General features: G+C 51.1%; 17 protein-coding genes and 5 tRNA genes. 10 read left to right on the top strand and 12 right to left on the bottom strand.

What is annotated here, in order from left to right; all coding sequences use genetic code 11:
• Positions 1-72 precede the first annotated feature (72 nt).
• Positions 73-3,390, bottom strand: coding sequence for a PAS domain S-box protein (locus FN808_RS08960; protein WP_142714222.1), 3,318 nt, complete (start codon positions 3,388-3,390; stop codon positions 73-75).
• A gap of 366 nt (positions 3,391-3,756) precedes the next feature.
• Between FN808_RS08960 and acnA the strand changes: the two genes are divergently transcribed.
• Positions 3,757-6,474 (top strand): aconitate hydratase AcnA, encoded by a 2,718-nt coding sequence (gene acnA, locus FN808_RS08965; protein WP_142714223.1) that lies wholly within the window; start codon positions 3,757-3,759, stop codon positions 6,472-6,474.
• Between the two features lie 115 nt (positions 6,475-6,589).
• Here acnA and FN808_RS08970 read toward each other — a convergent pair whose 3' ends face one another.
• The 11 genes from FN808_RS08970 to FN808_RS09020 form a co-directional block, all read right to left on the bottom strand.
• Positions 6,590-7,759: an FAD-dependent oxidoreductase gene (locus FN808_RS08970; RefSeq protein ID WP_142714224.1), complete on the bottom strand. Its 1,170-nt coding sequence runs from the start codon at positions 7,757-7,759 to the stop codon at positions 6,590-6,592.
• Positions 7,752-8,402 (bottom strand): methyltransferase domain-containing protein, encoded by a 651-nt coding sequence (locus FN808_RS08975; RefSeq protein ID WP_246068316.1) that lies wholly within the window; start codon positions 8,400-8,402, stop codon positions 7,752-7,754. Before FN808_RS08975 ends, FN808_RS08970 begins: the two co-directional genes overlap by 8 nt.
• 50 nt (positions 8,403-8,452) lie before the next feature.
• The gene (locus FN808_RS08980) at positions 8,453-9,556 is read right to left on the bottom strand and encodes a type III polyketide synthase (RefSeq protein ID WP_142714226.1); all 1,104 of its coding nucleotides are present in this window, start codon (positions 9,554-9,556) and stop codon (positions 8,453-8,455) included.
• Positions 9,557-9,632: 76 nt separating this feature from the next.
• Positions 9,633-11,003, bottom strand: coding sequence for an MATE family efflux transporter (locus FN808_RS08985; protein WP_246068317.1), 1,371 nt, complete (start codon positions 11,001-11,003; stop codon positions 9,633-9,635).
• Between the two features lie 79 nt (positions 11,004-11,082).
• Positions 11,083-15,000: a sensor histidine kinase gene (locus FN808_RS08990; RefSeq protein WP_142714227.1), complete on the bottom strand. Its 3,918-nt coding sequence runs from the start codon at positions 14,998-15,000 to the stop codon at positions 11,083-11,085.
• A 44-nt stretch (positions 15,001-15,044) separates the two neighbouring features.
• Entirely contained in the window at positions 15,045-16,019 is a 975-nt protein-coding gene (locus FN808_RS08995; protein ID WP_142714228.1) for a 2-hydroxyacid dehydrogenase, read from the bottom strand.
• A gap of 3 nt (positions 16,020-16,022) precedes the next feature.
• Positions 16,023-16,451, bottom strand: coding sequence for a hypothetical protein (locus FN808_RS09000; RefSeq protein ID WP_142714229.1), 429 nt, complete (start codon positions 16,449-16,451; stop codon positions 16,023-16,025).
• 3 nt (positions 16,452-16,454) lie between these two features.
• Positions 16,455-16,868 carry a ribosome silencing factor gene (gene rsfS / locus FN808_RS09005; RefSeq protein ID WP_142714230.1) on the bottom strand — a complete coding sequence of 138 codons (414 nt, stop codon included), beginning with the start codon at positions 16,866-16,868 and terminating at the stop codon, positions 16,455-16,457.
• Positions 16,869-16,874: 6 nt separating this feature from the next.
• Positions 16,875-17,327, bottom strand: a complete 453-nt coding sequence (locus FN808_RS09010) for a LytR C-terminal domain-containing protein (RefSeq protein WP_142714231.1) — start codon at positions 17,325-17,327, stop codon at positions 16,875-16,877.
• A gap of 15 nt (positions 17,328-17,342) precedes the next feature.
• Positions 17,343-17,870, bottom strand: a complete 528-nt coding sequence (locus tag FN808_RS09015; RefSeq protein WP_142714232.1) for a hypothetical protein — start codon at positions 17,868-17,870, stop codon at positions 17,343-17,345.
• A gap of 176 nt (positions 17,871-18,046) precedes the next feature.
• Positions 18,047-18,135, bottom strand: a tRNA-Ser gene (locus FN808_RS09020).
• Positions 18,136-18,243: 108 nt separating this feature from the next.
• Between FN808_RS09020 and queA the strand changes: the two genes are divergently transcribed.
• The 9 genes from queA to FN808_RS09065 all read left to right on the top strand — a co-directional run.
• On the top strand, positions 18,244-19,290 hold the full coding sequence (gene queA, locus FN808_RS09025) for a tRNA preQ1(34) S-adenosylmethionine ribosyltransferase-isomerase QueA (RefSeq protein ID WP_142714233.1): 1,047 nt from the start codon (positions 18,244-18,246) through the stop codon (positions 19,288-19,290).
• Entirely contained in the window at positions 19,291-19,989 is a 699-nt protein-coding gene (ispD, locus tag FN808_RS09030) for a 2-C-methyl-D-erythritol 4-phosphate cytidylyltransferase (protein WP_142714234.1), read from the top strand.
• A gap of 2 nt (positions 19,990-19,991) precedes the next feature.
• A complete protein-coding gene (gene ispF, locus FN808_RS09035) occupies positions 19,992-20,471 on the top strand; it encodes a 2-C-methyl-D-erythritol 2,4-cyclodiphosphate synthase (protein WP_142714235.1) in 480 nt (159 codons plus the stop codon).
• Positions 20,468-21,088, top strand: coding sequence for a DedA family protein (locus FN808_RS09040; protein ID WP_142714236.1), 621 nt, complete (start codon positions 20,468-20,470; stop codon positions 21,086-21,088). The genes ispF and FN808_RS09040 overlap by 4 nt, the downstream gene beginning before the upstream one ends.
• A gap of 163 nt (positions 21,089-21,251) precedes the next feature.
• Positions 21,252-21,323 (top strand) — tRNA-Thr (locus FN808_RS09045).
• Between the two features lie 71 nt (positions 21,324-21,394).
• Positions 21,395-21,477 (top strand) — tRNA-Tyr (locus FN808_RS09050).
• A gap of 70 nt (positions 21,478-21,547) precedes the next feature.
• Positions 21,548-21,620, top strand: a tRNA-Gly gene (locus FN808_RS09055).
• Between the two features lie 23 nt (positions 21,621-21,643).
• A tRNA-Thr gene (locus FN808_RS09060) sits at positions 21,644-21,715 on the top strand.
• A 60-nt stretch (positions 21,716-21,775) separates the two neighbouring features.
• Positions 21,776-21,912: GTP-binding protein (locus tag FN808_RS09065; protein WP_246068320.1), on the top strand; the 137-nt coding region annotated here is incomplete at its 3' end.

Genomic DNA, 21,912 nt, shown 5'->3' on the forward strand with positions numbered 1-21,912 from the left:
TACGGATGAATTCCCGGCGGTGAAGAAGGAGTCCGGACGTCATAGTAAAATGCGTCGTTATGAGTACATAAATCAACTTCTGTCTGCCTGGAATATGTTCCGGATCGTACCGGTTAAGGTTTCAAAGGCTTCATCTTTTGTCAGGTAGGCCGAGGCCCCGGCCCGCTGCATTTTGTGGGATACTTCTTTCTGGTCGTGCAGCGAAAGTCCAATTACCTGCACTTCGGGATATTCCTCAGAGAGTATCTCGGTGGCTTCAATACCATTCATAACAGGCATGTTGACATCCATGATAACGATATCCGGCTGCAGTTCTCTGGTCAGATCTACGGCTTCCCTGCCGTTGCCGGCTTCAGCTATAATAATAAGTTCATCCTGAACCTCTATGAGGTTGCGAAGTCCCCTTCGGACCATGTCATGATCGTCAACAAGCAGAATATCGATCTTTTCAGAGTGGACGGGGGGGGCTTCAGGCTCTGCGGGGGGCGTGAGCTCATTGCCCTGCAGCGCGGCAGCATCGGGCTGGTCTTTTTTTAAGGGGGCATAAATGACAGCCCGGGTGCCGGTTCCCGGCTCAGAGTGAATTTCAAAATCGCCGCCGATCCAGTCCATTCGTTCACGGATATTAAACAGGCCAAACCCCCCGTTGGCGTCCGGCTCGGGATCGTTGGCCCCGATTTCAAACCCCGTGCCCTCGTCTTCGACGGATACCCGTATATTTTTTTCCTGTCGAGAGACATTCACCCGGGCTTTTTTTACGCCGGCATGTTTTAAAACATTAAACAGTAATTCGCGAACGGACTGGTATACAAAAGTTTGGACCTCGTCAGTAAGGGGCATCTTTTCATCATCATAGGACAGCATTACCTCCATCTCATTTTTTTCCATCTTGTTGGCCACCCATTCCAGGCTGTCTTTTATCCCTTCCTGCTCGGAGCCGGGAGGCGGTTTAAGTTCGGTCATGAGCTCCCGGGTATAATTCAGGGCTTCATCGACTATACCGGTTGCCGTTGCAATTTCATCACTGGCCTCCCCGGATAGGTCCTCTGTTTGTATGTTCTGCAGGGATATTTTCCCTAGGGTGAGCATTTGGCCCAGGTTGTCATGGAGTTCCGAAGCCAGGCGCTGGCGCTCGTGTTCTTCGGTCTTGTTCAGGCGGGTGGTTAGGGACTGCAATTTTTTTTGATACGACTTCAATGCCCTCGTTCTTTTTTTGACGCGGTCTTCGAGGGTGTTTTTCAGCTCAATTAATTGTTGTTCTGCCTTCGACCGTTCGACATAGGCCCATGTTCTCTCGGCTGTTTCTTCGACGATGGCCATTTCCTGTTCCGTCCATTCACGTGCTTCGGCCTGGTGAACAGCAAGAATAGCCACCAGCTTATCATTTTTCACAAGGGGGACCCCAACTTTGGCTGCGGTTTCTATCTTGTTGTAATTCTTCTTGACTTTGCCGCTCAGTGCCGGGTCATCTGGTATGTTATTGGCAACGTAGGTATTACCGGACTTGAGCTGGTTCCACATCGAGGTCCCAAATTTATCCGAGAGGTGTTCTCCGGCTATGCTGGAAACCCCGCTGGTATAGTCACTTTTGATGATGAATTTTTGGTCTTCATCCTTATTATTAAGGTATATAACCCGGTTGACATCGAGGTAATCACCCAGCAGTTGCATGGCTTCCTCCAGTATTTTGTCCGGATTGTAGAGGGGGCGCAGTGTGTCATTGAGTTCCAGCAGAAAATGCTCTCTTTCTTCACGATGTTTCCGTTCCGTTATGTCAACAACATATTCCACCACTTCATCTTCATTGATGCGGCGCGGCGCAAATAATCCCCACCACCGCGATCCGTCCTTGCGGTAATACTCTTTTTCATATGCGTCGGTTGAGCCGGTGTCGTTGAGCTCTGCTATCGCTTTTTCAGATTTCGTATAGTATTCGTCGGGAGTAAATTCCTTCCAGCTTTTACCGATAGCTTCTTCATAGCCGAAGCCGCTCATTTGCAGAAAGGCTTGGTTTGTTTCGGTAAGGGTATAACGGGGACCCCAGAAGAGCACGCCAACCGTGTCAATTTCCAGGGCAGTTTGCAGCCGGTTCTTATGTTGCTGCAATTTCTGTTTCGTTTTTACTTGTTCGGTAACATCCTTAAAAAGAACAGCCACCCTGTGATCTGAAGGGGGGGCGATAGGAAAAGCATTCACATCGAAAATGCGCTCGAGGGGTTGGGAATAATCAGTGAACCGGACCGGTTCACCCGTCCTTGCCACTTCGCCGTATTGTTCGATCCAGTAATCTTCGATATCGGGCAGTACTTCTTTAACCCGCTTGCCTGCAACATCGCCGGCATCCAGCCCGGAGTGGGCTGAAAAGGCAGGGTTGACCTCCGCAAACCGGAAATCAACCGGCCTGCCGCTGACATCATACAGCATATCAAGGAGAAAAAAGCCTTCGTCCATCGACTCGAATAAACTTTTGTAGAGTTCCTCGCTCTTGCGAAGCTTGTGCTCGGTTCCCTTTTGTTTGGTAAGGTCGCGGGTGATGGTAGCAAAGTGAGTGGGGGTTCCGGTCTGGGGGTCATCAATTCTGAATATGGAGTATAAGACCGGTATTTTATTCCCGGTCTTTGCATGCTGGAAGTGCAGTTCACCAGACCAGGAGCCATTCTCAACTACCGATTTCAATACATGTTGTTCAACATATTCCCGTTCCTCCTCAACAAAGAATTCATGGACCGGAGTCTTTTGAGCCTCCTGCCAGTCCATGCCTATCAGCTGCAGGGCCGACTCATTGATAAAGAGCGGATTGCCCTCTGTGTCTGATACTCTGATGAAATGAGGCGAATTTTGTACAACCTGTGCCAGTAAACGTAAACGGGCTTTTTCATCTTGAAAGCTGGAACTCTCGTACAGCTGATCAAATTCCTGATTAATTGGTGCAAGAGCGGCTTTTGAAATGATGCCAGCCACGGTTCCTGTGCCAGAGAAAACGGGCGTGAAACGCAGGTTAAATAGGGCTGTGTCATCATCCTGTTCCCTGCCAACCGGGAGCTGAAGATTTTTCAGCTCCCGGGGAGCGCCTGTTTCCCGGGTCGCCTTCAGCTCAGATTTAATCTTTTCCCATAAGGCGGGCTGCGTCTTCTCCAGGGACGTACCCAGAATGGAAGGGTGTTTGTCGCCAAGAAGGTCTGTCCAGCGATCATTGTAAAGGAAGGTGAAGTCTGTCCCCCAAAAAACGGCCCGGGGGGTGTCGGCATGTAATATGATATCAACGGTGGCTTTTAGTTTCTCCGGCCACTGGCTGATGGAACCAAGTGATGTTTCACTCCATGCATGGCCGCGAAATTGCTCGGCCATCGTTCCCTTGCCGACTGGCCAGGGAAAACTGCCTGTACACATAATGTTTGCTGAGTTATTATTGCTGGTTGTAGCCTTTCCAACCCTTTTTATTCTAAAATATTGCCTGACCTTTGAAGATGAATAGCGCTTATTTTAGAAGAGTTTGCAGGGCCTTTGTTATCCTATTCCCACGGCCAGCAGCGATAGCATCCGTTATATTATATTAATGGAATTCGGTTGTAAAATGTTCCACCTCCCGGGGGATTGTTTGTAACCCCATGAAATAGATTTGTTTAGGGTCCTCGTAGAAAGAATATAAATCCAGATCGGAATAAGATATTCTGGAAAATAAATAGTAACTTTCGTGCAGGAAAAAACAAGCATTTAAGAATAGAACTACGGATTAACCTAAATACTTTAGAACCGATGAGCACCCAGAATAAATTTCAAAATACGAAAATCGAATTCGATACCGGTTCCGGAAAAGCTCAGCTTTTCAGTCTGAAAAAGTTGGAAGAGCTTGGATATGATAGCATAAGCAAACTCCCTTTTACGATACGAATTTTACTTGAGTCGGTACTGAGAGAGCATGATGATTTCATTATTACCGACAAGGATATCGAACTGTTGGCAAACTATAATGCAAAAGATCCGAAAGGAGAAATTCCATACAAGCCTTCGCGGGTGGTATTGCAGGACTTTACCGGGGTGCCCGCAGTCGTTGATCTTGCCGCCCTCCGGTCGGCCATGAAGCGGATGGGGGGGAATCCGACCTCCATCAATCCGCAGGTGCCTGTGGACCTGGTGATTGACCACTCGGTACAGGTCGATGAGTTTGGCCAGGACTATGCGTTCATGCACAATGTGGAAAAGGAATTTGAACGTAACCGCGAGCGCTATGAATTTTTGAAATGGGGACAGAAGGCCTTTGACAATTTTCGGGTGGTGCCACCGGGACGCGGTATTGTGCACCAGGTGAACCTCGAATACCTTGCACAGGGCGTATTCAGCCGGGAGGAAGAAGACGGATCGACCGTAGTATTTCCCGATACGCTTGTCGGTACCGACTCACATACGACCATGATCAACGGTCTCGGAATTTTAGGCTGGGGCGTTGGTGGTATTGAAGCGGAAGCAGCCATGCTGGGACAGCCGATTCACATGCTGGTTCCTGAAGTAGTGGGCATGAAGCTCACCGGAAAGCTTCGCGAAGGTATTACAGCTACCGACCTGACGCTGACGGTAACCCAGATGCTGCGTCGCCATGGTGTTGTGGGCAAGTTTGTTGAATTTTATGGTGATGGGCTGGAGAACATGAGTCTGCCCGACCGCGCCACGATCGCTAATATGTCACCTGAGTACGGGGCTACCATGGGCTTCTTCCCGATGGACAGCGAGTCGATGCGGTATTTGAGACGTACCGGCCGTTCAGAGGAGCAAGTCCAGTTGATTGAAAACTATATGCGGGCGCAGGGGCTCTTCCACACTGCCGATACTCCCGATCCGGTGTACAGTGACACCCTGGAACTTGATCTTGGTGAAGTGGAGACATCGCTTGCAGGACCAAAGCTGCCGCATGATCGTATCACGCTGCCCAATATGAAGAAGACGTTTGAGAGCAGCCTTACCAGTGATGATCCGACGATGGGCTTCAACCTTGGCCAGGAAAAGCTGGCCAACAAGGGAATCTTCAAGAATGGACAGGAAATAGAGATGACGCACGGAGACGTGGTTATCGCGGCTATTACGTCCTGCACCAACACCTCAAACCCAAGCGTGATGCTGGGTGCCGGTATTGTGGCAAAGAAAGCGATCGAAAAAGGACTGAAAGTACCCCCTTACGTTAAGACATCCCTGGCCCCCGGATCGCGTGTGGTAACAGACTATCTTGAGGAGGCAGGTCTTACGGACTATATGGATCAGCTGGGCTTCAACCTGGTGGGTTATGGATGTACAACCTGTATTGGTAACTCGGGTCCCCTGCCGCCGGCCGTAGAGGCAGCAGTCAAAGAGGGCGACCTTATTGTAGCCGGTGTGCTCTCGGGCAACCGGAACTTCGAGGGACGAATTCATCCCTGGGTCAAGGCCAATTACCTGGCTTCTCCGCCGCTGGTTGTAGCCTATGCCCTGGCTGGTACCGTGGATATTGACCTGGAGCACGAGCCGCTCGGACAGGACAAGGACGGCAACGATGTCTACCTGAAAGACATCTGGCCAACCTCTGAAGAGATTACTGAGCATCTCGACAGTGCTATTCGTCCGGAGCTTTTTGACAAGCAGTATGGCGACATTTTCAAATCCGAAGAATGGGATGCTATCCCCGTAGGCGGAGGCGAACTCTACGAATGGAAAGACGAGTCTACCTACATCCAGGAACCTCCCTTCTTTATAGATATGGGCGAGGATCCCGAGCCCATTAAGTCGATCGAAGGAGCACGGGCGCTGGTAAAAGTCGGTGACTCCATTACAACGGACCATATTTCACCGGCCGGCAACATCGGTATCAACACACCGGCTGGGGAGTACCTGATGGAGCATGACGTGGAACCGGCTGACTTTAACTCCTATGGTTCTCGTCGCGGAAATGACCGGGTGATGACTCGGGGAACCTTCGCCAATGTGCGCTTCAAGAACCAGCTGGCACCGGGAACGGAAGGGGGCTATACAACCTACTTCCCTGATGATGAGGTGACGACCATTTACGACGCCGCTACCCGTTATAAAGAGGATGGTACTCCGCTGGTGGCGCTGGCCGGTTCTCAGTATGGAACAGGCTCTTCGCGCGACTGGGCGGCCAAAGGCACTATTTTATTGGGTGTGGAAGCTGTGATTGCGACCTCTTACGAGCGCATCCACCGTTCCAACCTGGTAGGAATGGGTGTGCTGCCTCTGCAGTTCAAAGAGGGTGAATCGGCGGATACCCTGGGACTGGATGGATCTGAGACCTTTAGCATTGAGGTATCGGATGATCTGGAACCGCGACAGCTGGTGCCCGTAACGGCAACCAAGGAAAATGGCGAAACCATTTCTTTTGAAGCGGTTAACCGTATTGATACACCTGTTGAAATTGATTACTACCGCAACGGAGGTATCCTGCATTATGTGCTGCGTGACTACCACAAGGCAGATAAGAAGGAAAACTAATACCTGAATACAGGTAGGAAACAGTTATTTTAGAGCCCGGCCATAACTGGCCGGGCTTTTTTATTGATCGACGGCAGCTAAAAATAGGCCGAAGGAGGTGTATCGTTTATCAGTGTTAGATAATCCATCGCCGGAGGCCATGCATGGTAAAAAGCCGGGCCATCAGGGGTGCGAAAGGGGGAAGCAGCATCCAGGAAACAGTGGCGTTTCGCAGAGCCGGAAATGGGGCCTTCCGACCGAGCCGCATATTAAATTCACTGCGCGCGATGGCATTGTTCACCGCCTTTATTTGATCCTGCTGAAACCGGTACAGAAGATCGTTGCCGGGCAGGTCACAAATAAGAATGGTTCTGAGGCAATCAGCAAGTTGCCGGGCTCCCAGCCAGCCCAGGTTCATCCCCTGTCCGCCAATGGGGCTGACCACATGGGCGGCATCACCTGCCAGGATCAACCGATTCTGTACCATAGGCCGGGCTATTCGTTTCTGAACACCAAAGCTGCTGAGCATGAAGTGATCGGTGTGGGACAGGGAGTGAGAAATCCGTTGGCGGACCGCCTCTTCAATGATGGTTCGCCGGGGGGAGGAGTGGTAGCGCCCTGTTTTAACGACCCATCGTCGCCGGTTGTCGGGCAGGGGAAAGGATTCTATGAGACCCTCGTCGCAGAGAAAAACAGCGGCATCGGTTCCAAATTCCGTATTATCGGTGAAATCCCCCATCACATAGGTGTCAGGATAGGAATATCCCTCAAAAGGAATGCCGGCTTGCTGGCGAATAAAACTGTTCTTGCCGTCGCATCCGATCAGGTACTGTGCCCTCAGGGTATGTTCGCCCTCGGGGGTTCGATAGGTGAGGGTTACCTTGTTGTTACGGTCCTTGATGCCGGTCACCCTGGCTTTACGAATGATCGACTGGCTGTTCAGCCGGCGAAGCTCGTGTTCAAGCAGCTGTTCTGTCTGGCTTTGCGGCAGGGAAAGGATAAAATTAAAGGGAGGGGGGCATGAGTCGAAGGAAAGGGAACCCATTTTGCCGGTACTGGAGTAAGCATGTCCCTTTTTGATGCGAACACCCCGGGATATCAGTTGATCCGCCATGCCCAGATCTTTAAAAAGTTCAAGAGCAGGAGGATGTATGCCGAGCGACCGTGAATTACTGCTCGGTGCGGCTCGTTGTTCAAGGATCAGAGACGGGACACCGGCTTTTTGCAGGCAGATACCCAGGAAAAGTCCCACAGGGCCACCGCCCACAATCGCTACGGGAACGGTATGGGAGGGGGGGTCAGGCATGGTGATAGGTCAAGAGGAGTCGAAAGGGGAACAGTTTGCGTACCTGCCATCCCTTAGGGACGGTTTGCTTCAACTCGGTGAGGGTATAACTCCGTTCTATGGAGGTGAGTCCATCCCGGATAATAAAGGAATCTTGAAAAAGTGGCCGCGTCAGCAGGCTAAAAAGCAAATAAGCCAGATCACTGCGCCGAATATCATTGAAGATGACTTTGTGCGTACTCAGCTCTCGTGCTTCCGAAAGGGAGGTGCGGAGCTGCTCTTTGGACAGATGGTGAACCAGGTGGTTGGAAATAACAAAATCGTATTTTTTGCCTTCTCCGGCCAGTTTTTCTGCTGAACAGTTGAGAAACGATATATTATCAGGGTGTGATTGCTTACTTACGAAGTCAAAAGCACGCTTGTCCGTATCCACAGCAGTAATATGAAGGTCCAGCTTATCTCCGGCGGCCCATGTTGCCAGTTTGAGTGGAATATCTCCTCCGCCGAAGCCGATATCCAGCAAGCGAGCATGTCCTGCTGCCTGGAGGTAGGGACGCAATTCCTTCTGATAAATAGAGCGCCACTGGGAGAGAAGACCATTAATTTTTTTAAACTGCCGGTAAGTGTTTTCAAGCTTCAGCGGATGGCAGTCCGGTTCATCCATCCGCTCTTTACCGGTTCTATTGCGTGATGAAAGGAACAGCGGCATGAGGATCAGGCATTGGTTTTTGTTAGCAGGGCGCTTTCAATGGTGAGGCCGGGGCCGAAAGCCATCGCCAGGATGGATGCATGGGGGTTCTCCTGCGGCTGCTGCATCAGTTCGTCGAGGACAAAGAGAATGGTGGCACTGCTCATATTGCCGTAGTTGGCCAGAACGGTTCGCGAGGCTGCCAGCTGGTTGGTGGAAAGCTCAAAATTTTGCTCGATCTTGTCAAGGATAGCGCGCCCCCCGGGGTGTACTGCCCAGTGTTCGATGGCCCCCGGCTGACAGTCATATTGACTGAACAGCGGTTGAAGGGCACTTGCCAGGTTCGACTGGATGATTTCGGGCACATAGCTTGAAAGCATCATCTCAAAGCCGGTGTCGCCAATTGTCCAGGTCATCTCCTGCTCGGTCTTATGTGCGATGGAGGTAGAAAACTCATCGAATCGCAGGGCCGAACCGGTTGGGGGATGGCTGCTGATAATCATTCCTGCAGCACCGTCGGCAAAGACCGAAGCCGAAATAAGGTGGTCGGGTATGGTGGAGTCCTGCAGGTGAAGTGTACAGAGTTCCAGGCATACGACCAGTACTGTGGCATTCGGCTGAGATGCACAGAATGAACGGGCCATGCGCATGGCCGGGAAAGCAGCGAAACACCCCATGAAGCCGATATGGTAGCGGTCGGTCGTTGCCTCGAGCCCAAGTTGGTTGATAATTTCAAAACCGGGTTCAGGTGCAAAAAAACCCGTGCAGGAAACGGTTATGATATGAGTGATATCTGTTTTGTCAATCCGGGGGTTTTGGGCGATGGTTTTGCGCGCCGTTTCAACAAAAAGGGATTTGGCTACCTCGGTATAGATCTGGTTGCGGGTGCCGGTTGAAGGCATGGACAGGGAGCCGTCCGGCTGGAAAAACAGGCGTGCATCCCCGTTGGCTTCAAAGTCCCTGATGACCGTGTGTCTTTTTTTAATGCCGGATTTTGAATAGATCCGGTGGATGATGCGCTGGGTGATCTCCCGGTCTCCCAGATATTCTTTCATCTGATCGCGCAGAAACGTCTGTGCATAAGACTGCGGGGGGACAGCAGTAGCAATATTGTGTATGAAGGTTGACATCCAGCTGGGGTTAAGGAGGATTGACACGAAACTACTTAAATTTGAAACTAAATATCCCCAAATCCTAATTTGAATATCAGGGGGTTCGGTTAGGCAAACAGCCCCGGGTGAGCGAGTAAAATCGAACGTTATGAAGAATAGCGGCGATGGTGAGTCCGGCGATGAGTCCCATCCAAAGGCCCTGGGGACCAATGCCGCGTATGATGCCCAGATAGTAGCCCAGGGGCAGTCCGACCAGCCAGTAAGCAATAAAATTGACGACCATGGGAATCTTCGTGTCCTTGAGGCCGCGAAGAGCCCCGTAGCCGCTGACCTGGAGACCATCGGAAATTTGGAAAATAGCAGCCATATACAGCAGGCTGACAGCTACTTCCCGCACCGCCTCATCCTGTGTATAAATGCTGGTTATGAGGTCCGGGAAGAGGTACATGATGACCGCGGTCATGCACATGAAAAAGGTGGCAAGGGATATGCCGATATATCCGCGACGCCGGGCCTCGTGGATCTTGCCCTTGCCTATGGCATTGCCCACCCGCGTGGTGATGGCCGTGGACAGCCCGAAAGGAACCATGAATGTCATGGCTGCAAAGTTGATTGCAACCTGGTGACCGGCAACAGCGATGGTACTCAGTGATCCCATCAGCAGGCTGACCAGGGCAAACATGGTGACTTCCATCGTTGAGCTGAGACCGATGGGGACCCCCACGTGGAGCAATTCTTTGAGGTAGGTCCATTCCGGTTTTCGGAAGTTGGAAAAAATCTCAAACCGCTGGTATGGCCGATAGGTCATCGTGAACAAAAGCATCCCCAGGAACATCACAAAGCCGACAAGGGCCGAGGCGTAACCACAGCCTGCCGCACCCATCCGGGGAAAGCCGAGCTTCCCGTACATGAAAATGTAATTGCCACCGATATTTACTACCACTCCCAGGAGTGCAAAATACATGGCAGGACGGGTGACGGACATGCCTTCGTTAAAAAACCGGAGGGCCATGTATCCGCAAACGGCAAATACGCCCCAGGATATGGCATCCAAATATCCCTGTGCTATGGGAATGATGTCCGGAGTAACCTCCAGGAAGTGCATTACAAACGCTAAATTGCGGATCATAAAAAAGATGGGGATGGCCATAATCTGACTGAGCCAGAGCACCTGCCGTGCATTGACGCCGACTTCCTTAAAATTGCGGCCGCCTATGAGCTGGGCCACAACGGGAGTGACGGCCATCAGAATGCCGGCTGCAAGCATGATCAGGGGCATGAAAACGGCGCCTCCCACAGCTACGGCGGCAAGGTCCTGCGCAGACAGGTTGCCGGCCATTACGGTATCCACAAAGTTCATCGACATCTGCAGAAGCTGTGCAATGATGACAGGCAGACCTATTTTGAGAGTGAGGCTCGCTTCTTTGCGCAGATGGTGTTTTTCTGATCGTAGATACGAAAGCACGATTGGGTTTTTCAGCTAACTTGTCAGGGAGCGCTAATGGTACGAAAACTGCGGCGTAAAAGATAGGGGGGCGGAATTATTATCCCTGCTTCCGGGGCAACTTAATGACAAAGGTGGTGCCTTCGCCTTCCACCGAGGCAAAAGAGATGCTGCCATCGTGGGCTTCGATAATTTTTTTGCAGATCGCCAGCCCGAGACCAGTGCCCCCGGATTTTGTGGAGAAGCTGGGGACAAAGATATCGCTGCGGTTTTCTTCGGGGATGCCACGGCCGTTATCCTCAATTTCAATAAAGGCGTTATTTTGCTCACGGTAAAGGGTAAGTGAAATAGTACCCTCCTTATCCATCGCTTCGTAGGCATTTTTCACCAAGTTGATGAACACCCTTTTCAGATCGTCAGCGATGCCGCGTATCTCCACGGGTTGGTCGGGAATGTCAAGGGTTATGTTCAGCTGCCGGTCGTGTTCATACAGCTGAACCACGGATGTTAACACCTCCCCGAGATCTATGACAGTAAAATCTTTTTCAATAGGCTGGGAAAACTTGGAGAAATCGGATGCGATGTTGCTGAGCGACTGTATTTGCTCTATGAGATTTCCGGTAATTTTTTGAATGTGTTTTTTAAGTTCCTGCCCCTCGTATTTATCCGTTTTAAGCTGTCGTTCCAGATGCTGAACGTTAAGCTTCATCGGGGTGAGAGGATTTTTGATTTCATGAGCTACCTGCTGGGCCATCTCTTTCCAGGCTGCTTCCCGTTCAGCTTCCGCCAGTTCTTTTTGCAGTTTTTTAAGTTTAAAGACCATCTGGTTGTAGGCCTCGGCCAAATTTCCAATTTCGTCTTTGCTGGTAACCGGGATGGTGGTATCCAGGTCGCCCCCGGAGATTTGGTTGAGTCCCCGCTGGATGTGGGTTAGCGGGCGTGTTAATGATTTGGAAATGAATACCGAGCCCAGAATAAACAACCCAAATACCAGCAGGTAGGTTAAAATGAGGTAGCTGGTGGTCTCCAGGAGCTGCTGGTCATACTTTGGAGATTCCAGAAAGGTCGGAATGGCGATTGTTGCTACCGTTTCGCCCTGGTTATTAAGGATTGAGCGATAGCCGATGAGCAGCGACTGTCCGGCCAGGTTCACGTTTGAGTAAGCATCACGCTGCTGGCGGACGTACAGCTGGTTGTAAATTTCAAACGGCAGTGCCGCGGGCAGAAGATGCTGCTGAAAAATCTGGGGCGTGGTTGTTGCCCGGACCCGATGACCATTTGGGGCTTGGTTGTCGTTATACAGAGTGGCATCCACATTCCAGGGGGTGGCCAGTGATTCCAGCGAAAGGGATGCATCCAGATTGTTGCTGCTGAAGGTACGCTGGTTCGCTTCGATGGAAGTGGCCAGCTGCCGGAGTTTATCGAACAGTTCCTGCCGTACGATTTCCCGGTTCTGTTGTTTGATGGCATAGTGAGAGGTGCCTATCAGAAAACCCAGAAAAATGAGGGTAGCCAGCAGGAAACTGTCAAGGATGCGATCCTGGAATCGTTTATTTTCACCCAAAAATGGGATGCGCCCCCGGCTGACCAGCTGGATGAGAAGGGCAAACAGGCATCCGGCAATGAGCAGGGTAAAACTAAACCGGAAGAAAGAGAACAGGATTACGCGGTACTCAGCCAGCGTAGTACTTATCTTGATGATGGTATCATCCGATTCCTTCTTTAGCAGCATGCGGTATATAGAGTCGCTGGCCCGGTTGTTATAGTACATTACCGAATCGGTGTTCGTTTGCCCGAAATCAGGACTGTCCAGCTGTTGATAGTTGGGGAAATAGCCTGTAAACCCTTTGTGGGTTGTATTAACAAGGTTGCCGTCCTCATACCGCTGCATAAGGTAGGCATTATTCCAGTCTTCGTAGGTCAGGGAGGCCATGACCGCCCGAAGGGGCTTGTTGAACTGGGGCCGTTCCTTATATACGGAGCAGAGGATCCAGGCCAGGGGAGTGTATTCCGAGGAGCCAAAGATCGGAATCCAGCCCCGGTAGAAGGTCTGGTAGTCCTGTTGGTTGATCAGGTTCGGCTGCTGCACGATTGGCCGGATGGTAGACTTGGTGATCTGCTGGATCTCGGTTACCAGCTCCAGGGCAGAAATATTAAAGATGTTGGTCCAGTCAGGAGAGTTTAAATTGGTTGAGTAGTCGGCGATGAGTTCTTGAGAATTACTGACGAGCTGAAGATCGAAAGAGTAGACATTCAGCTTGGGGTCCAGGAAACGCTGGATGACTTCAGTGAAACGGGCCTGCAACGCCGACCGGTTTTCCTGAATATCCTCATAAGTGATGGAATTAAATTCCCCTTCCAGTGTAGTCAGAAGCTGTTCTGTCAACTCATTGGCCTGGCTGTCCTCTTCCTGGGCATATTCCCTGGCTGTTTGCATCAGTTCGGCATCCAGATGGTTAAGATAGGCCTGGTAGAACATCGGCATGCTGATGGCGGCGATAAGAATACTCCCGAGAACGACTTTCCGCAATGGGGAAAGGGAAGCGATCCATGCGATATTGCGGGCATACCCCAGGGCCATGCCTGTAATGATGATGAAACTGCAGGTGCCTGTCAGAAATAACCAGTTCAGCACGGCCTGGTCGTAGATAAACAGCTGGGAAATAAAAAGACTGATAAAGAACGATATTGACAGTACGGAAGCTGAGAGCTTGACCTGGTGATGCGTGGTGCGGAAGAGCAGCAGATTGAGAGAAATAAGGAGGTTCCCAAGGGCAAAAATACTCAACCCCACGATTAGATAAAGTACAATTGTGCGCCAGTAGGGAAAAATACGGAGGTCCAGGAGGGGGATATTACTGACGACCGTCTGCTGATAAATCCAGTCGAACACGACTGGAAGGGTGACGGCATTGATGATGCCAACCAAACTGGCGAGGACCATTGTGCCCAGGTACGAATGCGCACTGATACTGCGGTTAAAGAACGGCATCTTTCGTGTAAAGGCAATGGATGCAAGCAGTGCAAAGGTGGCATGGGCAAAGGTATCACTCAGATGTACAACTGTCTGGGTCCACGAGGGTGTGGCCCCTGAAGCCTCCGTGAGTGCAAGCATCCAATAGGAAAGGAGGTCATAATGGGTGAAGATAAGCCAGCCAAGGCCAATGAAAACAAGCTGAATGAACAGGCTGGCCCACCAGCTGATATAATCGATGGCAGCAAAGAAAAAAGAGATGAGAACGACAACGCAAAATACGGCAAATATCGAGCGCCAGAAGCGGCTATCCTGTATCCATTCTGCTTCCTTTTGTTGAAATTTGTCAGCACTGGCATACACGACACCCACCGAATCACCGGCGAGGTTGGTGAGCGGGTGTGCCGCGGTGAAATCTTCCGGGGGGGGACTGAAAAGACTGAAATCGAGCAGATAGGAATTTTCCGACGAACGACCGGAATGGAACAGGTTGAACTCACTTTGATCACCGATGGCCAGGGGGTTGCTCTGTTCAACGCGATAGCTGGTGAAAAGACGGTACCATACGGTCTTTTCATCACGCTTGATGCTGAATGGGACATGGCATTCCCAGTAGATGATGTTATTCTTCTTGCGCAGCAAAACCTGTGGCTCACGCGAATTATTAAAAGGGTCTTCCGATGTACGGTTATCCAGTGCAAAGCCTTTCCATACAACAGGTTTCTTGCTTTGGTACAGTGAAATGCTCCAGAAGTCGGAATAGGGCTCCAGGGCGTTATAGAGTTCGGAGGTGGCACTGTTGTTCAGCAACAGGGGCTGCAGGGCCAGCGACAGTTCCTCGGAACGGTCGAGCAGCCGCTGCTGCTTCTCACTGAACGTTTCAGCGGCATTGGCCAGTTCCTGCTGCACCAGCTGCCGGTTGCCGGACTGCGATGGTTTTACGGCATACCGCCATCCTTCAAGAGCAAGAAGAAGCACCAGCAGTGCTATCAGGGTCGCTCCCAACAGGTAATACAAGCGACGTTTATCCAGAGAATATTCCATGTAAAAATTATCGATTCATCAGACATAATGAATATGAATCGAATTTAAGGTTCAATCAAGTTGGGAATGTCAGAAGGTGAAGCCCCCTGGAGGATGCCGATAATAGCGTTGGCCGCCAGCATGCCGATAGCTTCCCGCGTTTTGTGGCTGGCACTGGCTATATGAGGCGTCAGAAGACAACGGGGCGCGGTCTTTAGCCGGGGATGTACCTCGGGTTCTTTTTCAAAAACATCGATACCGGCTCCTCCAATCTTCCCTTCATGCAGGGCCTCGGCAAGGGCGGCTTCATCCACAACCGGGCCCCGGGCCGTGTTGATCAGGATGGTATCCTCGCCCATTATCGAGAGAATGCGGTTGTCTATCAAATGGGTTGTTTCTTCGGTAAGCGGGCAGTGGAGCGTTAGCACGTCGGCGCGGCGGGCCAGATCGGCAACCTCTTCACAGTATTCCGCACTCAGGGGGTCCTCGATATCCGCTGCAAGCCGACTCCGGTTGTGATACAGAATCTCCATGCCCAGCGCCCGGGCCCGCCGCGCCACCGCCTGCCCGATACGTCCCATTCCAATAATGCCGAGCCTGCTGCCCTGCAGCTCCATGCCCAGGAATCCAAGTGGGTCCCAGCCGTCGAAGTTTCCGTCCTGCAGGTGGCGTTGGGCCTCGTAAAGCCGCCTGCCTACAGCCAGCATCAGGGCCATCGTGAACTCTGCGCAGGAGTCGCTGAGTACCCCGGGGGTGTTGGCTACGTGCACGTTTTGCCTGTGGGCCGCTTCCACGTCAATATTGTTATAGCCGACCGCATGGTTGGCTATAATTTTAAGGTTCTTGCCGGCATTGATAACGTCTACGGTGACGGGGTTGGAAAGCATCGGCAGAAGAGCGTCATACTCAGGGATGGCGTCGATAAGGGCCTGTTCATCGTTGTAGGTTCCGCGCTCGCCAACCTCTACCTCGAAATGTTCTTTGAGGGTGTCAATGACAGAGGGAATGATAGGTTCGGTAACCAGTACACGCTTGTTCATGAATCAGAGAGAATATTTTTGGCCGTTAATGGTAGCTGTTGAGTATTCTTTGAGTTCTTCCGGTTTCAACTTGTCGTAGATAAAAGAAAAAGGGACCAGGGCCTGTGTACACATGCGATCGGCGTTGCGCCAGGCCGAAAGCTCAATAATCAGTGTCTGACCTGCAATGCGATGGTCGATCGAGGCCAGGTGCGTACAGCCATCGGCCAGGCTTCCGGAGATCAGCAGTGCTTCACGGGATTTGACCGTGACCTGTCTGACCGAGTCGACATAAACCTTTCCATTCTGATGCGGTGTTGTTTCGGGATCTTTCAGTTCTACCAGGTCAGGGTAGGCCGGTTTCCCATCATCCGTCTGCTGCTTGTGCTCGGAAGAGGCACAGCCGCCGAGAAGGATAAGCGATAGGGCTGAAAACAGGTAAAATTTGAGCATCAATCAAGAATTATCCTGGATTTTCTGCACCGGGGCATCATTCCACATCCGTTCAAGGCCATAGTATTCGCGCAGCTCTTCCTTGAAAATATGCACAACCACATTGACATAGTCGAGGATAACCCAGCGCCGGCTTTCGAGTCCTTCTTCTTTCCAGGGTTTCTCGCCCAGCCTCTCACGGGTTTCCTTGACAACGTTGTTGGCGATGGCTTTGATCTGGACATCTGTCGAGGCATGACATACCACGAATTTATCGGTCAGGGTGGTGAGTGCATGGACATCCAGCACTGTAATATCTTCGGCCTTGCGGTCGAGCATGGCATCAGTGATGACCTCGATAAGCTTGTCCGAGTCGGCCGTTTTAGTGTTGTCAACGCTTATAAATTGTTGGTCCTCTTGAGGAGACGTATTGTTCATAGAAATTTAGTTGAGTGTTAGAGATTTGTAATCGGATCCGATTACAACGGTTGCATCGAGATAAAAATCCTCGGATGCTTCTATAAAAACATTTTCGGGATCTATTCCCAGTGCATCAGCTACCCGCTGTGCATTCTTGGGATCTCTGGTGCGGGCAATGACGACGGTCTCGGTCATGTCAAAGTTTTTAAAGTTGCCGGTTTCCACAACATCGAAGCCGTTTTTACGGAGGGCAGAGGTAAAGGTGTTGGCAAGCCCCGGTACGCCGCACCCATTGAGCACTTCAAGCTGGATGATTTTGCCAATGAGCTTGGAATTTTCCTCTGTACGCTGGTTTTCTATGCGGGGATAAACAAGCCGGGTGAAAAGCCCGAACAGCAACAATACCAGCAGCAGGCTGAGAAAACCGATGGCAGCATTGAGAGCAAACGAGTTAGATTCCTTGTTGCTTGAAGTCATGCGGTACAGCCCGGATCAATCAAAAATATTATGCCTTGAATAGAAAGGGTTGTAATGGCTGCCGCCCATGCCCCAGGGGTTCATTCCGTAGTAATTGTCAGGCATTTGCTGCACCTGAATGCGGATATTGCTTTTCTCACTGATCTGGTAGCTGAGCTCGGCATTGCGCAGCAAAAATTCGGTATTCATCCCGTTGCCATTCGACATAAAGCTGTTGCCGAAAGGAGAGTGCAAGAGGGAGAGGTCTACCCGGCCGGTCAGTTTATCGGTGAAGAAAAAGTGCATGGTGTTGGTATAGGCGTTCATATTTTGCATCTGCCCGCCAGCGCTTCCAAACATCATGGAATAGGAATGATCCATCTGCATGTTAAACAAATTCCCCAGGTTGGCTCCCTCGCTTGGATCCTGTTTTTTGATAACGGGCCCCATCAGTTCCGTGCTGTTATGGGTATCTTTTCGAAGCTGAGCATGTGCCAACGACTGGATGCCGATTGTCAGTGTCAAGAATGCACCCAGAAATGAGAGAAGTGATGTTTTTTTCATAATGCAAGATCCCAGATTAATTAAACTCATAAGGCTTGGTATAACGCATTGACCCTGTGGTTAAGTATAATAAAGTATCAATCTATAAGAAAGGGTTTTGAGGTCGTTTTTACGGGGGGGCAGCCCCGGCGGCCCGGCAGGTATTCTTCCTCGTTGGGAGGGGCATGCTAACGGTGCGGAGGTGGAGGGATTCGAACCCCCGGAACCGTAAAAACGGCTCAACGGTTTTCGAGACCGCCCCATTCGACCGCTCTGGCACACCTCCGTAGAAATTTTGAACTTGTCCTGCGGGTGAAAAAAGAGTATATTTGAAAGCTTTGAATTTAATAAAAATACGGGTTAATAAAACCAATTAAAAGGCAATAGTTCGCTAATGAAACTAACCGACTTTAAGTTTGAGACAGATGATTTTAATGTTCCCGAGGAACCGGTAGAGCCGCGCGATGCCTCGAAGCTGATGGTTCTGGATCGCGAAGATGAGAGCATTACCCATAAAAAGTTTTCGGATATCCACGAGTATTTAAATGAGGGTGATGTCCTTATCTATAATGATACCAAGGTGTTTCCTGCGCGGCTGAAGGGCAAGAAGGAGAAGACGGATGCCGATATTGAAGTCTTTTTGCTGCGTGAGCTGGTTCCTGAAAATATGCTTTGGGACGTGCTTGTAGAGCCCGCAAGAAAAATCCGTATTGGCAATAAGCTGTATTTTGGTCCCAACCTGATGGCGGAGGTAATCGACAATACGACCTCGCGCGGACGCACCATCCGCTTTTTGTTTGAAGGGACCAACGAAGAGCTTTACAAGCTTCTCGATGAGATAGGAGAGATGCCGCTGCCCCCTTATATCGAACGGGAGGCGCGGGAAGAGGACAAGGAGCAGTACCAGACTATTTTTGCCAAGGAGCGCGGATCGGTTGCGGCTCCTTTTGCAGCCATGCACTTTACGCATGAACTGGTCGAAAAGCTGGAAGACAAGGGCGTGGAAGTGCTGCCCATCACCCTGCATATCGGCTGGGGAACGTTCCGGCCGGTAGAGGTGGAGGATCTGACCAAGCACCGGATGGATTCCGAGAACTATCATATCTCCAAAGAGACATCCGACAAGATCAACAAAGCCCTGGCGAGCAGGGATAACAAGGTGGTTGGATGTGGTACTACGGCTGTGCGAACAATCGAGACGAGCATCACGGCAAGCGGTATTTCCAAGCCGGGCACGGGCTGGACCGACAAGTTTATATATCCTCCCTACGATTTCAAGATTACCGAAGGTGTGATCACTAATTTCCACCGGCCCGAGTCAACCATGCTTATGCTGGGTGCGGCTTTCGGCGGCTATGATTTTGTCATGAGAGCTTATGAGGAGGCAAAGGAGAATGACTACCGTTTCTTCGGATTTGGAGATTCAATGCTGATCATCTAGATGGCGGACCCAAAAGCACTTATTATTCCAGCAGCCGGGTCGGGCAGCCGTATGCGGAAGGAGACTCCAAAGCCTTATTTGATGCTCGAGGGTTGTACTATTCTGGAGCGTACCATAAGCGCTTTCATTCCGCTTGCGTCGCTGCGGCAGGTCGTTGTGGCGACCTCGGAGGCTTTGTTGGAGGATACCCGGGATCTTTTGAAAACGATCCTTCCAGATCATATTGACGGCTTGGCAGTGGTCGGCGGAGCCGAGCGGCAGCATTCGATCCGCAATGCCCTGGACCAAATTGCTGATGAAGCAGAGCTTGTGCTGGTCCATGACGCCGTCCGTCCATTTGTGGAACACAGGCATATAGAGGCATGTTGTCAGGCAGCTTCAGAGGTGGGCGCCGCTCTTCTGGGCGTTCCCTCGCGAGACACCATAAAGCATCTTGACGACCAGCATATGGTCAGGGAGACACCGCCGCGATCCCAGATGTGGCAGGCCCAGACGCCGCAGATTTTTAAGAAAGAACTGTTGACGGAAGCCTACAGGCGTGCTGAAGAAGAGGATTTTACGGCTACCGATGACGCTTCTCTCATCGAACGTATGGGGCATCCGGTAAAAATGGTTGAAGGGGGGCGCATGAACATCAAGCTTACCTATCCTGTGGACCTGGAACTGGCGAGTTTACTCATAGCAAAAAACAGAAAATGACCATGCGTATCGGTTACGGATATGATGTCCATTGTCTCGAAAAGGGGCGGCCCCTGATTCTGGGAGGCGTGGAGGTTCCCCACACAAAGGGCCTGCAGGGGCATTCTGATGCTGATGTGCTTCTTCACGCTATCTCCGATGCCCTCCTTGGGGCCTGTGCGCTGGGCGATATCGGTCAGCATTTTCCCGATACGGATGAGCAGTATGCAGGGGCCGACAGTCGCAACCTCCTGCGGGAAGTTGTTGCAATGGTCAGGGCAAGGGGATATGAAGTAGCTAATATTGATGCGACTGTGGTGGCGGAAAAGCCGAAGCTGGCTCCCTATGTGATGCGGATACGCCAGAACATCGCCGATGACCTCCAGGTAGACCGCTCGCAGGTATCGGTCAAGGCAACGACATCCGAAGCCATGGGATTTGAAGGAGAAGAACGGGGAATGTCGGCGCGTGCCGTCGCCCTGTTGATACAAGAGAAGGTATGATTGAACAGTTTACGCAGGAGCTTATTCAACTGATCAAGACACTGCCCCCGGCAAGTATCTACCTGGTGTTTCTTGCCATTGCCTACCTGGAGAACGTCATCCCTCCCATCCCGGGCGACGTTCTTGTGGCCTTCGGGGGGTATCTGGCCGCAGAGTCGGTAGTCGGGGTGGTCCCCGTGCTGATATTGACAACGGTGGCTTCTGTCTTTGGGTTCATGACGATGTACTGGATCGGTCACCGCTGGGGCGAGCAGATAGAGCAAAAGCAGAAAGGGGTGCGTGTACTTCGGTATATCCCCGTGGAATATCTCAACAAGGTGCGCTCCTGGATGCAGAAGTGGGGCATGGGAGTGGTGCTGGCCAACCGTTTCCTGGCCGGAACGCGATCGGTCATCTCCCTGGCCGCCGGTCTTGGTCACACGCGCATCAGCTCCACTATTCTGTGTTCAACCATAAGTTCTGTTTTGTGGAACGGTATTTTGCTCGGTTTTGGATGGGTCGTGCACGAGAACTGGCGATTGATTGGAGAATATCTTTCGATTTATGGAAAAGTGATCCTTGGTGTTGTCGTCCTGTATGCGCTGATACGAATTGGAATTCATTATTACAGAAAATAGGCGGTGATTTTATGGTTGCCGGCGCGGTGATGAAAAAAAGAAAAATTATTGTCTTTGATTGTTGACAAAAATAAAAACTGTGCTTAGCTTTCGAGTCTTTCGGCAGGAGGCTGAAATGTAAACCCGTGCGTTGGGTAAGCAGGCAGATATTTTGTCTCGATAAGCCGGTGTAGCTCAGCGGTAGAGCAACGGTTTTGTAAACCGTTGGTCGTCGGTTCGATTCCGGCCACCGGCTCATATAGCGCATCGGGAGGTTGCTTGTGAGTGCAAGCGCAAATGCCGATACTTGACATATTGAACTCATTTGGGGGGATACCAAAGTGGCCAACTGGGGCAGACTGTAAATCTGTTGTCGTGAGACTTCGCAGGTTCGAATCCTGCTCCCCCCACAACGCTAAGTTCCAACAGGCAGCCATTCATTGCAGTTGTTATGAGGCTCTGATTTGGGGTTTAGGACAAGCGGGCGTAACTCAATTGGTAGAGTGTCACCCTTCCAAGGTGAATGTTGCCGGTTCGACTCCGGTCGCCCGCTCATCCCGCTGGGATATGCACCAAGCCGTTATAGCTCAGGGGTAGAGCACTTCCATGGTAAGGAAGGGGTCGTCGGTTCAATTCCGACTAACGGCTCACGAAGTGCTGCAATAAACATCGATGTGATTGTAACATTTAACTGTAAACACTGTACTCATGGCAAAAGAGACATATCAGCGAACGAAGCCACATGTAAATATAGGAACGATTGGTCACGTGGACCACGGGAAGACGACCACGACGGCGGCGATCACGACGGTGATGGCCAAGCACTACGGCGGGGTTGCCAAGCA

Origin of the sequence: Fodinibius sediminis (assembly GCF_900182555.1) — a bacterium.
In the GTDB taxonomy this organism is placed as follows: Bacteria; Bacteroidota; Rhodothermia; order Balneolales; family Balneolaceae; genus Fodinibius; species Fodinibius sediminis.

Coding starts and splice junctions, on each gene's coding strand:
- FN808_RS08995 (WP_142714228.1), bottom strand. CDS start 16,019: ATGAACAAGCGTGTACTGGTTACCGAACCTATCATTCCCTCTGTCATT.
- FN808_RS08975 (WP_246068316.1), bottom strand. CDS start 8,402: ATGGATGAACCGGACTGCCATCCGCTGAAGCTTGAAAACACTTACCGG.
- rsfS (WP_142714230.1), bottom strand. CDS start 16,868: ATGAACAATACGTCTCCTCAAGAGGACCAACAATTTATAAGCGTTGAC.
- FN808_RS09010 (WP_142714231.1), bottom strand. CDS start 17,327: ATGACTTCAAGCAACAAGGAATCTAACTCGTTTGCTCTCAATGCTGCC.
- queA (WP_142714233.1), top strand. CDS start 18,244: ATGAAACTAACCGACTTTAAGTTTGAGACAGATGATTTTAATGTTCCC.
- ispF (WP_142714235.1), top strand. CDS start 19,992: ATGCGTATCGGTTACGGATATGATGTCCATTGTCTCGAAAAGGGGCGG.
- FN808_RS09040 (WP_142714236.1), top strand. CDS start 20,468: ATGATTGAACAGTTTACGCAGGAGCTTATTCAACTGATCAAGACACTG.
- FN808_RS08960 (WP_142714222.1), bottom strand. CDS start 3,390: ATGTGTACAGGCAGTTTTCCCTGGCCAGTCGGCAAGGGAACGATGGCC.
- FN808_RS08970 (WP_142714224.1), bottom strand. CDS start 7,759: ATGCCTGACCCCCCCTCCCATACCGTTCCCGTAGCGATTGTGGGCGGT.
- FN808_RS08980 (WP_142714226.1), bottom strand. CDS start 9,556: ATGTCAACCTTCATACACAATATTGCTACTGCTGTCCCCCCGCAGTCT.
- FN808_RS08990 (WP_142714227.1), bottom strand. CDS start 15,000: ATGGAATATTCTCTGGATAAACGTCGCTTGTATTACCTGTTGGGAGCG.
- FN808_RS09000 (WP_142714229.1), bottom strand. CDS start 16,451: ATGCTCAAATTTTACCTGTTTTCAGCCCTATCGCTTATCCTTCTCGGC.
- ispD (WP_142714234.1), top strand. CDS start 19,291: ATGGCGGACCCAAAAGCACTTATTATTCCAGCAGCCGGGTCGGGCAGC.
- FN808_RS09015 (WP_142714232.1), bottom strand. CDS start 17,870: ATGAAAAAAACATCACTTCTCTCATTTCTGGGTGCATTCTTGACACTG.
- acnA (WP_142714223.1), top strand. CDS start 3,757: ATGAGCACCCAGAATAAATTTCAAAATACGAAAATCGAATTCGATACC.